Source organism: Nonomuraea sp. NPDC050540, from assembly GCF_044457485.1.
Classification (GTDB): Bacteria; Actinomycetota; Actinomycetes; order Streptosporangiales; family Streptosporangiaceae; genus Nonomuraea.
This window is the reverse complement of sequence record NZ_JBITHA010000020.1, coordinates 41,576-54,809: the sequence shown is the minus strand read 5'-3', so window position 1 is coordinate 54,809 and position 13,234 is coordinate 41,576. Positions and strand designations below refer to the sequence as shown.

The window sequence follows — 13,234 nt, the reverse complement described above, 5'->3', positions numbered from 1 at the left end:
CCCTCGCCGTGGCGCGACTCAACGGAGCCGATCAGGTGAAGACGTCCATGCCGGTCAGCTTCGCGGAGAGTTGCCAGAGCCGCGCGGCGCCGACCGGGTCGACGGCCCACGGCTTGACACCGCCGACGAGCATGTCGTCCGTGGCCGCGGGCGCGGCGACCGCGCAGTCCTGGAGGTAGGTGCCGCCGAGCCCGTCGAGCGCGGGCGAGGTGGCCGCCCACGTCGCGGTCGCCGCGCCCTGCGCGGGCGTCTTGAACCCCTCCGCGGGTCGCCCGTCGGCCGTGATCCACCCCTGCGCCATCTGCTCCTCGCGCGAGATGTGCCGCTGGAGTGGCGTGAGGATACTCCCCGGATGTACGGCATGCGCCTGGATCCCCATCCGGTTCAGGTGTACGGCGAACAGGGCGTTGGCCGTCTTCGACTGCGCGTACGCCGTCCACCGGTCGTACCCGCGCTCGAAGTGCGGATCGTCCCACCGCATACCGGACAGGAAATGCCCGGACGAGCTCACCGACACCACCCGCGTCCGCCCCGGCACCAGCGCCGGTCGCAGGTGGTTGACCAGCGCGTAGTGCCCGAGGTGGTTGATCGCGAAGTGCGCCTCCCACCCGTCCCCGACCCGGGTCTCCGGCCAGGCCATGATGCCCGCGTTGGCGATCACGATGTCGAGGCTGGCGACCGGTGGGGAGAACGCCCTGACGCTCGCCAGATCCGCCAGATCGAGCGCCAGGACGTCCACCCGCTCGGTCCCGAGCAGAGCCCGTCTGGCCATGTCGGTCCGCCGGGCGGGCACGATCACCCGCGCCCCCGCGCGGCTCAACGCCCGTGTGATCTCCAGCCCGAGTCCCGAGTACCCGCCGGTCACCAGCGCGTTGGAACCCCGCAGGTCCATCCCGGTGAGCACTTCGTCGGCCGTGCTCCATGCCCCGAATGTCGTCATGTGGAGGAGGCTAAAATCTAGAGTGTGCTCTAGGTCAAGCTAGGAGAGGCCCGCATATGTCCCTGACGATCGGCGAGGTGTCACAGGCCACCGGCCTGAGCGTGCACGCCCTGCGCTTCTTCGAGCGCGAGGGCCTCTTCCTGCGCGACATCCCCCGCACCCTCGGCGGTCAGCGGGCCTATGAGCGGTCCGACGTCGACTGGCTCCTGCTGTGCAACAGGCTGCGCGAGTCCGGCATGCCGATCGCCACCGTCAAGCGCTTCACCGACCTGGTCCGCGAGGGCCCCGGCAACGAGCCCGACCGCCTGGCGCTCCTGCGCGAACACGAACGCCAGGTGGAGGCCAGGATCGACGACCTGCGCGCCTGCCTGGCGGTGATCCACGACAAGGTCGTCGTCTACGAGCACCACGTCAAAACCGGCACCGCCACCGGCCTCTGGTCCCCGCCACTCGCCGCGGAACCGCGATGACCCTAGACAGATCTGCCTACGATGGAGTGGTGCCGGAGACGATGATGAACGGCCTGCCCGAGTGGGCGTCGGACCCCCAGACGCTCACCCTGACAGAAGACCGGTACGACATCCTTCCCGATCAGGTGCGCAAGCTCATCGAAGTGATCGACGGGAACGTGATCTTCCGCCAGAGCGGCGCACCGGAGCACGGCGACGTGTGCCGCCGTCTGGCCAATGCGCTGGAGGCCGCGAAACCCGAGGAGCCCTGTCAACGGGTTTCCACTGACATCGACATGTACTTCGTCAAACGCCGCCGGTTGGACGGGAAGCTGTCCTTCCGTCGCCCCGACGTCCTTGTCTACGGGTGCATCGAACGAGGTGGCAAGGTCGCGACCACGGACGCCAAGCTGGTCGTCGAGGTCGTTTCCCCCGGATCCGGATACACCGACACCGTCGACAAACTCGCCGAGTACGCTCACGAAGGCATCCCGATCTACCTCGTGGTCTATCTGGATGACGAGTTCTATGTGCGATCCATCCGGGAGTACCGCCTGGACTGGCCAAGCCGTACCTACCGCTTGGCCGAGACACATGAAGGCGTTCTCGAACTCGAGCGGCCCTTCCCCGCGAGCGTGCCATTCCAGGCGCTCGACGGCTGAGGTCCCCCGCCCCCGGGAACTCAGCGGGCCAGGGCGCTGCCCTTCTTCCACTCGGTCCAGTTGAGCTGCCAGTAGCTCCAGCCGTTGTTCCAGTCGAGCTTGCGCTTCGTGCCGGTGATCTTGATGACGTCGCCGCGCTGCGCGATGCCGTAGAACCACTTGGCGCCCGCCGGGGTGGCGCGTACGCAGCCGTGGCTCTGGTTGCTGCGGCCGAGGAAATGGTAGTAGCCGGCGCTCTGGTGGACGTACTCGCCGCTGTCGGAGATCCGCACCGCCCAGGGGATCTCCTCCTTGTAGTAGCGGGGGTCCTTGGGGTCGGTGACGCCCAGCCACGAGGAGGTCATGGTCTCGATGGGCTTCTTGTTCATGGCGAGGTGGATGCCGCTGGTGGTCAGGTAGACGTCGACGCCGTTCTTGACCAGGCCGCCCTTGCCCGCGCTGATCGGGATCTTCTTGGCGAGCTTGCCGTCGCGGGTGACGCGCATGACGTGCTTGCGGGTGTCGACGACGGAGATGTTGGCGGGGCCCACGGCGAAGCGCTGGGTGACGTCCTTGACGGACTCGTTGCCGGCCAGCTTGCTGAGCTGGGCGGTGAAGGTGACCTTCTGGTGCGGCTTCCAGTAGAACTTGGTGCGGTAGATGACCTTGCGCGCCGACACCCACCGCCAGGCGCCGTCCACCGGCCGCTCCGACTGCACCTGGAGCAGCGCCTCGACCGCCGCCCTGTCCTGCACGTCGCGGTCGAACGTCACGATGATCGGGAAGCCGACGCCGACCTTCTCCTTGTCCTGCCCCATCGGGGTGATGTCGGCGATGTCGAGCCTTTTCGCAGCAGCGGCGGGCTTCGCGTGCGCGACAGAGGGTACGGCCAGCAGGCCGCATGCCAGCGCGACGGCGACGAGCAATCTCACGTGGATACTCCGGGGACAAAGAGGGTGGTGCGTTCCAGAAGTAAGACAAGTGACGGGCGGGGTTGGTGCGTCCGATCCGTGTAACGATCTTGCATCGGCTCTTGGCGCGACGCTTGAGTCGCGGTGGGTAGGGTGCGGGCTGTGCGAGTACTCATCAGCGGTGGAGCGGGTTACATCGGCAGCACGATCGCCTCGGCGTGCCAGGACGCGGGCATCGCCCCGGTCATCCTGGACAACCTGGTGACGGGGCGCAGAGAGTTCGCCGAGGAGCGGGACTTCTACGAAGGCGACATCGCGGACGGCGCGCTGATCGACCGGATCTTCGCCGACCACCCGGACATCGAGGCGGTCATCCACTGCGCCGCGCTGATCGTGGTGCCCGACTCGGTGGCCGACCCGGTCGGCTACTACCGCGCCAACGTCTCCAAGAGCCTCGACTTCGTGGACCACCTGCTCAGGAACGGCTGCCGCCGCCTGATCTTCAGCTCGTCCGCCTCGATCTACCGGGCGGGCGACGACTTCACCGTGGACGAGGAGTCCGCCCTCGGCCCGCAGAGCCCCTACGCCCGCACCAAGGCGCACTGTGAGGCGATGTTCGCCGACGTCGCGGCCACACAGCCGATCGACGTGCTGTCGCTGCGCTACTTCAACCCGATCGGCGCCGACCCGAAGATGCGCACCGGCCTGCAACTGCGCCGTCCGAGCCACGCGCTGGGCAAGATGATCGAGGCGTACGAGCTGGGGGAGCCCTTCCAGATCACCGGCACCGGCTGGCCGACCCGCGACGGCTCCGGCATCCGCGACTACATCCACGTCTGGGACCTGGCCACCGCGCACGTGGCCGCGCTCAAGCGGTTCGACACGGTCATCTCGCGGGCTCGGGTGATCAACCTGGGCACGGGCGAGGGCACGACGGTGAGGGAGCTGGCGGACGCGTTCAACGCGGTCGTGGACCGGCCCGTCGAGGTGGTCGAGACCGGCGCCAGGCCCGGGGACGTGGCCGGCGCCTACACCCGCAGCACGCTGGCCGGTGAACTCCTGGGCTGGACGGCCGAGCACTCGGTCGCCGAGGGGATCCGGCACTCGCTGGAGTGGGCGAAGATCCGGGACACACGCCTGGCGTGACCGCCGTCGGCCGGTCAAGGGGGCGGCGTCACGGCGGGGACCACGTGAGACTGCCGGCCGGCGCTCGAGGCCGGGCGTGGGTACGGCGGGGCGCGGTGGGCGCGGCCCCGCCGTGACTGCGGGAAACTGCCGAAAAGCTACTTGGCGACGACGTCGCCGTTGGGCAGCGTCAGGCCGTCGGGGATCTCGCTGGTGCCGTCCTTGAACTCGGTGGTGACCTCGTCGGCGGGCGGTGCCGTGACCGTGACCTTGGAGCCCCAGCCGGTGTAGCGGGTGTCGACGCTCAGGGTCTCCTTGCCCTCGGCGTCCATGCCGATCGCGGCCGGCGAGTACGTGGTGACCAGGCGCTTCGGCAGGCCCTTGCCGTCAAGCTGCAGCTTCCAGCTGATGACGACCTTCTGCTGCTTCTTGCTCGGCTTATCGAAGAGCGAGGCCCGGTACCAGGCGGAGACCTTGTTCAGCTGCCCGACCGTGATGGCGCCCGCGTAGCCACCCTTGATCGCCTTGCCGCTCTTGAGCAGGGTCTTCAGCGTGTTCGGCTCGGTGATGTTGACGATCTGGCCGTAGAGGCCGGTGAGCCCGCCGGTCGGGCCCTTGGGGAACTTGATCCACGTCTTGTCTTCGGGAAGCAGGGTGCCGAACATGCCGCCGGAGATGTACGACGTGGTGCCGATGCGGATGGTCCGCTCCGTCGCGAAGAAGCCCTTGATCAGATCGGGGGTGTCCTCAGGCAGGTCGGACTGCTTGAAGTTGAACTTGCCCGTGATGTCCGAGGCGGCCAGGCCGGCCTTCGAGAAGGCGAAGGTGCCGGTGCGGCGCATGAAGATCTCGCGCTGACCCCCGTTGGCGAGGATGGTGCGGTCGACGAACTTCACACCGGTTCCCGCGACGAACTGCTTCTTGAGCGCCACGACGGGATCCTTGGGCGCTGCCGCCTGAGCGGGGGCGGCGGTGAGGGCTGCGGCGGCCACGGTGAGGGCGACGCCGGCGAAGATGCGCTTCATGGGGCCGAAGCCTGGCAATCGGAGATCACGGCACGGTCTCCTTAAACCCATCTGTTATGGGAGTTTCTATGCAGAATCCATGCAGAACTCCGGCCCCATGAGCGACTACTGCACCGTGCCGTCGTCGCTCGGCGGCACCGCGACGTAGTCCTCGTCGATCGGCGTCGGCGGCTTCAGGATGTGGTCGACCAGGTCATCGAGGCTGATGATCGACTCGGCGGTCGGCGTCTTGACGGAGATGTCGGCGCCCCAGTTGGAGTACCTGGTCTCGGTCGTGCCCTTGATGGTCGCCTTCTTGGTCAGCGGCATCGTCCAGTCGATCGCCAGACGCTGGGGGAGCTGCCCCTCACCGAGAGTCAGCCGCCACGAGATGCGCGACTTTCCGATCTCGCCGTACGAGATCCCGGGCATCAGGGTGCGGAAGGACGGCGAGACCTTGTGCAACTGGGCGAAGGTGAGCGAGCCGCGGTAGCGCGGGCCCGTGTGCTTGCCGGTGGCCAGCAGGTGCTTGAGCGTGGCCGGTTCCAGCACGTTGATGAGCTGGTCGCCCATGATCGCGAAGGACGGGTCGCCGTCGCCGCGGATCCAGAACTTGTCGTCGGGCAGCGCCCTGGAGAAGAGCCCGCCGTGGATGTAGTAGTGCTTGCCCGAGCTGACCATGTACGTCCGCTGGGTCAGCAGGTCGACCATGTCGGCCGCCTTCGGGTCCTTCTTCGCCTGGGCGGCGAACTGCTTCTTGAGCACCGGGCCGAGCACCGGGGTGCGTTCGCCCTCGGCGGCGACGACGCCCTTCGGCCCGAAGGCCGCGGCGCCCTCGCGTACGACGCCGATGTAGTCCTGCTTGTCCACCCAGGTACGCGAGGTCTCCTTGATCCTGACGCCCTGACCGGCGACGAACTGCTTCTTCAGCGCGTCCACCGGTTTGACCTGGGCGAACGCCGGAGGAGCCACGACCATCGCGGCGGCCGCCGCGGCAACGGCGATCAATCGCCTCATTTATGCCCCCTTATTGACATATGCCAGGGCATCATCGCGGGGTGAGATCACCGTCACATCACGGGATTCGCGTGACCCGATGACCTGGGCAGGTCAAGCTTGGGGCTAGGCTTCGTTGGCGGAAAACGCCCGGCACGCACGGGGTGGCCCGGGCCGTCGAACACTCAGTCGGAATAGCAAGGACGGACCCTCGTGGACCTGTTCGAACATCAGGCGAAGGAGCTCTTCGCGGACTACGGCATCCCGGTGCCGCGCGGCATCGTCGCCCACACCGTGGAGGAAGCACGCGCGGCGGCTGAACAGCTGACCGGCCGTGTCGTGGTCAAGGCCCAGGTGAAGACCGGTGGGCGCGGCAAGGCCGGCGGGGTCAAGGTGGCCGACGACGCCGCCGACGCCGTGGACAAGGCCACCGCCATCCTGGGCATGGACATCAAGGGCCACACGGTCCACAAGGTGCTTGTGGAGGAGGCCAGCGCGATCGCGGAGGAGTACTACTTCTCCTTCCTGCTCGACCGTGCCAACCGGACGTTCCTGGCGATCTGCTCGGCAGCGGGCGGCATGGACATCGAAGAGGTCGCCCACAGCACCCCCGAGAAGGTCGCCAAGGTGCCCGTCTCGGCCATCAAGGGCATCGACCGCGCCACGGCGCGCGAGATCGCCGTGGCCGGCGGCCTGCCGGAGAAGTCGCTGGACGGCGCCGCCGAGCTCATCGAGAAGCTCTGGTGCTGCTTCGTCGACGAGGACGCCACGCTGGTCGAGGTCAACCCGATGATCCTGTCGGCCGACGGCCAGGTGAAGGCGCTCGACGGCAAGGTCACGCTCGACGACAACGCCGAGTTCCGCCAGAAGGACCACGAGAAGTTCGCCGACAAGGCGGCAGAGGACCCTCTTGAGGCCAAGGCCAAGGAGAAGGACCTCAACTACGTCAAGCTCGACGGCAACGTCGGCATCATCGGCAACGGCGCCGGCCTGGTCATGTCCACGCTCGACGTGGTCGCCTACGCCGGTGAGGCCTTCGCCGGCAAGCCGTCGCCCGCCAACTTCCTCGACATCGGCGGCGGCGCCTCGGCCGAGGTCATGGCCTCCGGCCTGGAGATCATCCTCTCCGACCCGGCCGTAAAGTCGATCTTCGTGAACGTCTTCGGCGGCATCACCGCCTGCGACGCCGTGGCCAACGGCATCGTCGCGGCGTTCAAGCTCCTGGAGGAGCGCGGCGAGGCCGTGACCCACCCGCTGGTGGTCCGCCTCGACGGCAACAACGCCGCCCTCGGACGGCAGATCCTGCACGACGCCAAGCTCAAGGGCGTCGAACTGGTCGACACCATGGACGACGCGGCCAAGCGCGCCGCCCAGCTCGCTGCGGTAGGTGCGTAATGGCAATCTGGCTGACCGAGAACAGCAAGATCATCGTCCAGGGCATGACCGGCGGTGAGGGCACCAAGCACGCCAAGCGCATGCTCGCCGCCGGCGCCCGCGTCGTGGGCGGCGTCAACGCCCGCAAGGCCGGCACCACCCACCTCGACCTGCCCGTCTTCGGCACGGTCAAGGAGGCCATGGAGGCCACCCGCGCCGACGTGTCGGTCGTCTTCGTGCCCCCGGCGTTCACCAAGGACGCGGTCAAGGAGGCCATCGACGCCGAGATCCCGCTCTGTGTGGTCATCACCGAGGGCGTCCCGGTTCACGACTCCACCGAGTTCTGGGCCTACGCCGTCGAAAAGGGCAACAAGACCCGCATCATCGGTCCGAACTGCCCCGGCATCGCCTCGCCCGGCGCCTCCAACGCCGGCATCATCCCCGCCGACATCACGCCCCAGGGCCGCATCGGCCTGGTGTCGAAGTCCGGCACACTCACCTACCAGCTCATGTACGAGCTGCGCGACTTCGGTTTCTCCACCGCGGTCGGCATCGGCGGCGACCCGGTCATCGGCACCACGCACATCGACGCGCTCCAGGCGTTCCAGGACGACCCGGGAACCGACGCGGTCGTGATGATCGGTGAGATCGGCGGCGACGCCGAGGAGCGGGCAGCGGCCTACATCGAGCAGCACGTCACCAAGCCCGTGGTCGCCTACGTGGCCGGCTTCACCGCGCCGGAGGGCAAGACGATGGGCCACGCCGGCGCCATCGTCTCCGGTTCGGCCGGAACGGCGCAGGCCAAGAAGGAAGCCCTGGAGAAGGTCGGCGTCCGGGTCGGCAAGACGCCGTCCGAGACCGCCCGGCTGATGCGGGAGATCATGCAGGCCCGCTGAGCCGCACCGCTTTCACCGAGCCCCCGCGTCGCCTTTCCGGCGCGCGGGGGTTTCGGCTTTTCCCGGGTGTACGGCCCCGCCGCCGCTTCCGCCGGGCAACCCAGACGGGCAATCCGCTTCAGGGATCGCGAGGCGTGAGAGCGCCTGGAACCCCACCTCCTCGTGGGAGATCTTGCTGGTTGGAAGGCGTAAAGGGGACTAATAGCAGCCCGGACGGCGCGGCGATGGGGGTGTAGGCGTCAAAGTTGAGGAAAATAGGTTCCCGTGACGGCGCTACTCGACCAGCTACGGACGGCTCCCCGCGCCGTCCTCGGCAAGATCCCCGGGGTCACTGGCGACGACGACGAGTCCAGGCGGCCGCTGCCGGTGTCGGGCATGCTGGCCGCCGCCTGCACGTTGGGCGTCGGGCTGGCGGTCCTCACCACCCTCACCCTGATCGGCTGGATGGCGGCGCCCCGCGGGGCGTTGGGGCCGGGTCTGCCGGGGGTGTTCCGTACCGCGGCGCAGCTCTGGCTGGCGGCGCACCACGCCGGGTTCGCGATTCCCGGTGGGCGGGTCGGGCTGCTGCCGCTGGGGTTGCTCGTTCTGCCGGCCTTCCTGCTGTACAAAGCCGGGCGGTGGATGGCCAGGGACGCCGATCTGCGGTTGCGGCTGCCCGCCCGGCTGCCCAAGAACTCGCCCAAGGAGAAGGCCAACGCCCGCCGCCGCGCCCAGCTGATCCTGGTGGCGCAGGCGGGGGTCTCGCTGGCTGCGCCGTACGCGCTGCTGGCGGGGTTGATCGCGCTGGTCGCGCGCAACGACATCACCCAGCCCTACATCGGCGAGGCGCTGCTGAGCCACTTTCTGCTGGCGTTCGTCGTGGGGGCGCTGGCCACCGCGCGGACGATCGGGCCGTGGCGGTCGATGTTGCGGCTGCTGCCCGAGCGGGTGCGCGCGGTCACCGTGGGTACGGCCGTCGCCACCGCGATCATGCTGGCCGGCGGGCTGGTGCTCGTGGTCGTGGCCGTCGCCCTGAACTTCGGCGACGTCAGGGCGCTGTCCGGGCAACTGTCGACCGGGTTCGTGGGCGGGGCGCTGCTGCTGCTCGTCCAGGGGCTTTACCTGCCCAACGCCGTGGTGTGGGCGATGTCGTACATCGCCGGTCCGGGGTTCGCTTTCGGCACGGGTACGCTCGTCGCGCCCACCGGGGTGCAACTTGGGATGGTACCCAGCCTGCCGCTGCTCGGGGCGCTGCCCGACAGCGGGCCCGTGCCGGCGCCGATGATGGCGGTGATCGCGCTGCCGTTCGCGGCCGGGGCGGTGGCGGGGGTCATGGTGGCGCGGATCGCGCCGTCGCCGTCGTATGAGGTGGCTCCGCTGTGGGGGTTCTTCTCCGGGGTGAGCACCGGGCTGGTGGCGGGGTTGCTGGCGGCGTTGTCCGGCGGGCCGCTGCGGGGTGGACGGCTGGCCGCGGTCGGGCCGTCGCCCTGGGAGGTGGCGCTCTCGATCTGCCTGGAGGTCGGGGTCGCGGCGGGCATCTCCGCCGGGGTGGCCAACTGGTTGCTGCTGAACAGGAAGGCACGCAAGCCGCTGGACAAGGCGGCCACGCCGGTGCGCAAGGCCGGTGCCGTACTCGCGAAGGCCGCCAGCAAGGTCGGCCTGGCAGAAGCCGACGCGCGCCCGCTGCCGGGCCACTGGATGGACGCCACCGAGGCGGACACGCAGGCGATCCCGGTGATCCGCGACGACTGGCAGGACGAGCACGCCTCGGCGGCCGGGGCCGACACCGCCCCCCACATCCGCCGCGAACCCGACCGCCCACCGCGCCGCGACATCATCGACGAGTCGGACGACCGGGGCGGCCACGTCATCTACATCGACCCCTACGCCTGGGACCGCGACTAGCAACCCCAGGCACGGAACCCAGGCACAACTACCCGGCCGACCCTTTGGGCGCCGCCACCCCGAAGAGCCAGGGACAAGCCCTGCATGCCAGAGCGTGTGGGTGAGCCGCGGGGCGCTTGGCCTGGAGCGCCCGCGAGGCCCCGGAGCCGGCGACCCCGAGGCTGCCTTGGAGGCGATCCGGGGTGCCGGGGGTGGAGGCTCGCGGGTCCGGGGCTGCGTGGGCGTGTCAGGCCGGGTGGTCAGGGCTGGACGGTGTTGAGGATGCGGAGGACCTCCGGCGGCAGCTTCTTCTCCGTGGCGTCCCGGAACTGGGTGTAGCACTCGCCCTGCGACGCCACCGTCCCCGCCCCCTTCATGCACTCCTGGTAGGCGGAGTACTCGTCCATCAGGTACAGCTGCAACGCGGTCGCGATGGCCGACAGCACCAGGGCCACGGTGGAGACGGCGATGCCGCCGGTCGCGGTCCCGGTGGGCTTCTTGGAGGCGCGTAGCAACGGCAGCGCCCGTATGCCGGTCATCATGGCGAAGACGGCCATCACCAGCCCGGCGAGGGGCAGCATGAACGTCATGGCCAGCGCTGCGATGGACAACCAGATCGCGCGGCGTCCCGCGGATTCCGCGGGCTGCTGGCCTGCCGGCGCCTGAACAGGTGTCGACACCTGACCTCCTCTGCGTCGCCGGGCGAGTGAGCAGATACGCTGTCAGCCCATCCCGGCTTCCAATTGGAGTGCGCGTGTCTAAGGCTGGGCGGCTCGTCGTCCTCGTTTCCGGCTCTGGCACCAACCTACAGGCCTTGCTGGACGCTTCCGCCGACCCGGCGTACGGAGCGTGTGTGGTGGCGGTGGGTGCGGACCGGGACGGCATCGAAGGGCTCGCCAGGGCGGAACGCGCACAGGTCCCGACGTTCGTGGAGAAGCTGCGCGATCACCCCGGCCGGGCCGAATGGGATGAGGCGTTCGCGGCGCGCATCGCGGAGCACGAACCCGACCTGGTGGTCTCGGCCGGCTTCATGAAGATCCTCGGCGCGCCCACGCTGGAGGCGTACCCCGTGCTCAACACCCACCCCGCGCTGCTGCCGTCGTTCCCCGGCGCGCATGGGGTGCGGGACGCGCTCGCCCACGGCGTCAAGGTCACCGGCTGCACCGTGATGCTGGCCGACGCGGGCGTCGACACCGGCCCGATCATCGCGCAGGAGACCGTGAAGGTTCTCGACGGCGACGACGAGGCGACGCTGCACGAGCGCATCAAGACCGTCGAGCGGGAGCTGCTCGTCGACATCGTGGGCCGCATGGCCCGAGAAGGCTGGGCCGTCCACGGGCGGACAGTGATCATTGGAGGGGCGCGTGACTGAGCGCAGCGAGGGAACAGATCAGCGGAGCACACTGTCGTTCAAGGCCGACGAAGGAGGCCTTGGGCGACGGATCGCTCTCAGGCGGGCGCTGATCGCGGTATACGACAAGTCGGGGCTTGAGGAGCTCGCGCGGGCTCTCGACGCCGCCGGCGTCGAGATCGTCTCCACCGGGGGTACGGCAGCCGCCATCGCCGCGGCCGGCATCCCGGTCACCAAGGTGGAGCAGCTGACCGGCTTCCCCGAGTGCCTCGACGGCCGGGTCAAGACCCTGCACCCGCGCGTCCACGCGGGCCTGCTGGCCGACCTCACCAAGCCGCATCATGTGGCGCAGCTCGACGAGCTGGAGATCGATCCGTTCCAGCTGGTCGTGGTCAACCTGTACCCGTTCCGGCAGACGGTGGCCTCCGGCGCCTCTCCTGAGGAGTGCGTGGAGCAGATCGACATCGGTGGCCCCGCGATGATCCGCGGCGCCGCGAAGAACCACGCCACGTGCGCGGTCGTCGTCGATCCCGCCGGCTACTCCGGGATCCACGCGGCCCTGGAGGAGGGCGGTTTCACGCTGGAGCAGCGCAGGAACCTGGCCGGCGCCGCCTACGCGCACACCGCCGCGTACGACGTGGCCGTGGCGACCTGGTTCGCCGACGTGTACGCCGGTGACGGCGGCTTCCTGGGCGCGGCCTGGGAGCGCAAGGCGGTGCTGCGTTACGGCGAGAACCCGCACCAGGAGGCCAGGCTCTACACCGAGGGCGAAGGCGGCCTGGCCGACGCCCGGCAGCTCCACGGCAAGGAGATGTCCTACAACAACTACCTCGACGCCGACGCCGCCTGGCGTGCCGCCTGGGACTTCACCGAGCCCTGCGTGGCGATCATCAAGCACCAGAACCCGTGCGGCATCGCCACCGGCGCCGACGTGGCGGAGGCTCACCGCAAGGCGCACGCCTGCGACCCGGTCTCCGCCTACGGCGGCGTCATCGCGGTCAACGGCGAGGTCACGGCGGAGCTGGCCGGGCAGATCGCCGAGGTGTTCACCGAGGTCGTGGTGGCCCCGGCGTTCGCCGAGGACGCGCTGGCCGTACTGACGAAGAAGAAGAACCTGCGCCTGCTGGTCTGCCCGCAGGGCCCGGCGAACCCGACGGAGTTCCGGCGCATCGACGGCGGGCTGCTGGTGCAGCAGGTCGACCGGATCGACGCGCCCGGTGACGCGGCGGCGCGGTGGGAGCTCAAGGCGGGCGCGGCGGCCTCGCCCGAGGTGCTGGCGGACCTGGAGTTCGCGTGGCGGGCGAGCCGCTCGGTCAAGTCGAACGCGATCCTGCTGGCCAGCGACCGCGCCACGGTCGGCGTGGGCATGGGCCAGGTCAACCGGGTCGACTCCTGCCGGCTCGCGGTGACGCGGGCGGGCGAGCGGGCCGCCGACTCCGTGGCGGCCTCGGACGCGTTCTTCCCGTTCGCCGACGGGCTGGAGGTGCTCATCGAGGCCGGTGTGAAGGCGGTCGTGGAGCCCGGCGGGTCGGTCCGTGACGAGGAGGTCATCGCCGCAGCCGAGAAGGCCGGCATCACCCTCTACTTCACCGGAACCCGGCACTTCTTCCACTGATCACGCTGAATCCACACCTGGGCTCCCGGGTGTGGATTTTGTGGTCAAAGAGCGGCAAAAATCCGGTTA

General features: G+C 69.3%; 13 protein-coding genes. 8 read left to right on the top strand and 5 right to left on the bottom strand.

From position 1 onward, the window contains the following. Positions 1 to 31: 31 nt before the first annotated feature. The gene (locus tag ACIBI5_RS44920; RefSeq protein ID WP_397256529.1) at positions 32 to 940 is read right to left on the bottom strand and encodes an oxidoreductase; all 909 of its coding nucleotides are present in this window, start codon (positions 938 to 940) and stop codon (positions 32 to 34) included. Positions 941 to 996: 56 nt separating this feature from the next. Here ACIBI5_RS44920 and ACIBI5_RS44915 point away from each other — a divergent pair, with 56 nt between their 5' ends. Continuing rightward, positions 997 to 1,410 carry a MerR family transcriptional regulator gene (locus ACIBI5_RS44915; RefSeq protein WP_397256527.1) on the top strand — a complete coding sequence of 138 codons (414 nt, stop codon included), beginning with the start codon at positions 997 to 999 and terminating at the stop codon, positions 1,408 to 1,410. Positions 1,411 to 1,439: 29 nt separating this feature from the next. Further along, positions 1,440 to 2,051 (top strand): Uma2 family endonuclease, encoded by a 612-nt coding sequence (locus tag ACIBI5_RS44910; protein ID WP_397256525.1) that lies wholly within the window; start codon positions 1,440 to 1,442, stop codon positions 2,049 to 2,051. A gap of 20 nt (positions 2,052 to 2,071) precedes the next feature. On the opposite strand, the gene ACIBI5_RS44905 is transcribed toward ACIBI5_RS44910, so the two are convergent. After that, positions 2,072 to 2,962, bottom strand: coding sequence for a L,D-transpeptidase (locus ACIBI5_RS44905; protein WP_397256523.1), 891 nt, complete (start codon positions 2,960 to 2,962; stop codon positions 2,072 to 2,074). 141 nt (positions 2,963 to 3,103) lie between these two features. On the opposite strand from ACIBI5_RS44905, the gene galE reads away from it, so the two are divergent. Continuing rightward, complete coding sequence (gene galE / locus ACIBI5_RS44900) at positions 3,104 to 4,087, top strand: UDP-glucose 4-epimerase GalE (protein WP_397256521.1); 984 nt, start codon at positions 3,104 to 3,106, stop codon at positions 4,085 to 4,087. 137 nt (positions 4,088 to 4,224) lie between these two features. Here the strand turns inward: galE and ACIBI5_RS44895 are convergent, their stop codons facing one another. Further along, positions 4,225 to 5,091 (bottom strand): hypothetical protein, encoded by an 867-nt coding sequence (locus ACIBI5_RS44895; RefSeq protein WP_397256519.1) that lies wholly within the window; start codon positions 5,089 to 5,091, stop codon positions 4,225 to 4,227. 105 nt (positions 5,092 to 5,196) lie between these two features. After that, positions 5,197 to 6,087, bottom strand: a complete 891-nt coding sequence (locus ACIBI5_RS44890) for a hypothetical protein (RefSeq protein WP_397256517.1) — start codon at positions 6,085 to 6,087, stop codon at positions 5,197 to 5,199. A gap of 192 nt (positions 6,088 to 6,279) precedes the next feature. Here ACIBI5_RS44890 and sucC point away from each other — a divergent pair, with 192 nt between their 5' ends. From sucC to ACIBI5_RS44875, 3 genes are all read left to right on the top strand, one after another. Continuing rightward, entirely contained in the window at positions 6,280 to 7,461 is a 1,182-nt protein-coding gene (sucC, locus tag ACIBI5_RS44885; protein ID WP_397093621.1) for an ADP-forming succinate--CoA ligase subunit beta, read from the top strand. After that, positions 7,461 to 8,336 carry a succinate--CoA ligase subunit alpha gene (gene sucD, locus ACIBI5_RS44880; RefSeq protein WP_379610089.1) on the top strand — a complete coding sequence of 292 codons (876 nt, stop codon included), beginning with the start codon at positions 7,461 to 7,463 and terminating at the stop codon, positions 8,334 to 8,336. The genes sucC and sucD overlap by 1 nt, the downstream gene beginning before the upstream one ends. Before the next feature lie 264 nt (positions 8,337 to 8,600). After that, positions 8,601 to 10,220, top strand: a complete 1,620-nt coding sequence (locus ACIBI5_RS44875) for a DUF6350 family protein (protein ID WP_397256515.1) — start codon at positions 8,601 to 8,603, stop codon at positions 10,218 to 10,220. Positions 10,221 to 10,459: 239 nt separating this feature from the next. Here ACIBI5_RS44875 and ACIBI5_RS44870 read toward each other — a convergent pair whose 3' ends face one another. Beyond that, positions 10,460 to 10,879 carry a hypothetical protein gene (locus ACIBI5_RS44870; protein ID WP_379630580.1) on the bottom strand — a complete coding sequence of 140 codons (420 nt, stop codon included), beginning with the start codon at positions 10,877 to 10,879 and terminating at the stop codon, positions 10,460 to 10,462. A gap of 74 nt (positions 10,880 to 10,953) precedes the next feature. Between ACIBI5_RS44870 and purN the strand changes: the two genes are divergently transcribed. Next, positions 10,954 to 11,571, top strand: a complete 618-nt coding sequence (gene purN, locus ACIBI5_RS44865) for a phosphoribosylglycinamide formyltransferase (RefSeq protein WP_397256513.1) — start codon at positions 10,954 to 10,956, stop codon at positions 11,569 to 11,571. A 31-nt stretch (positions 11,572 to 11,602) separates the two neighbouring features. Beyond that, a complete protein-coding gene (gene purH / locus ACIBI5_RS44860; protein ID WP_397256739.1) occupies positions 11,603 to 13,165 on the top strand; it encodes a bifunctional phosphoribosylaminoimidazolecarboxamide formyltransferase/IMP cyclohydrolase in 1,563 nt (520 codons plus the stop codon). Positions 13,166 to 13,234 lie beyond the last annotated feature (69 nt).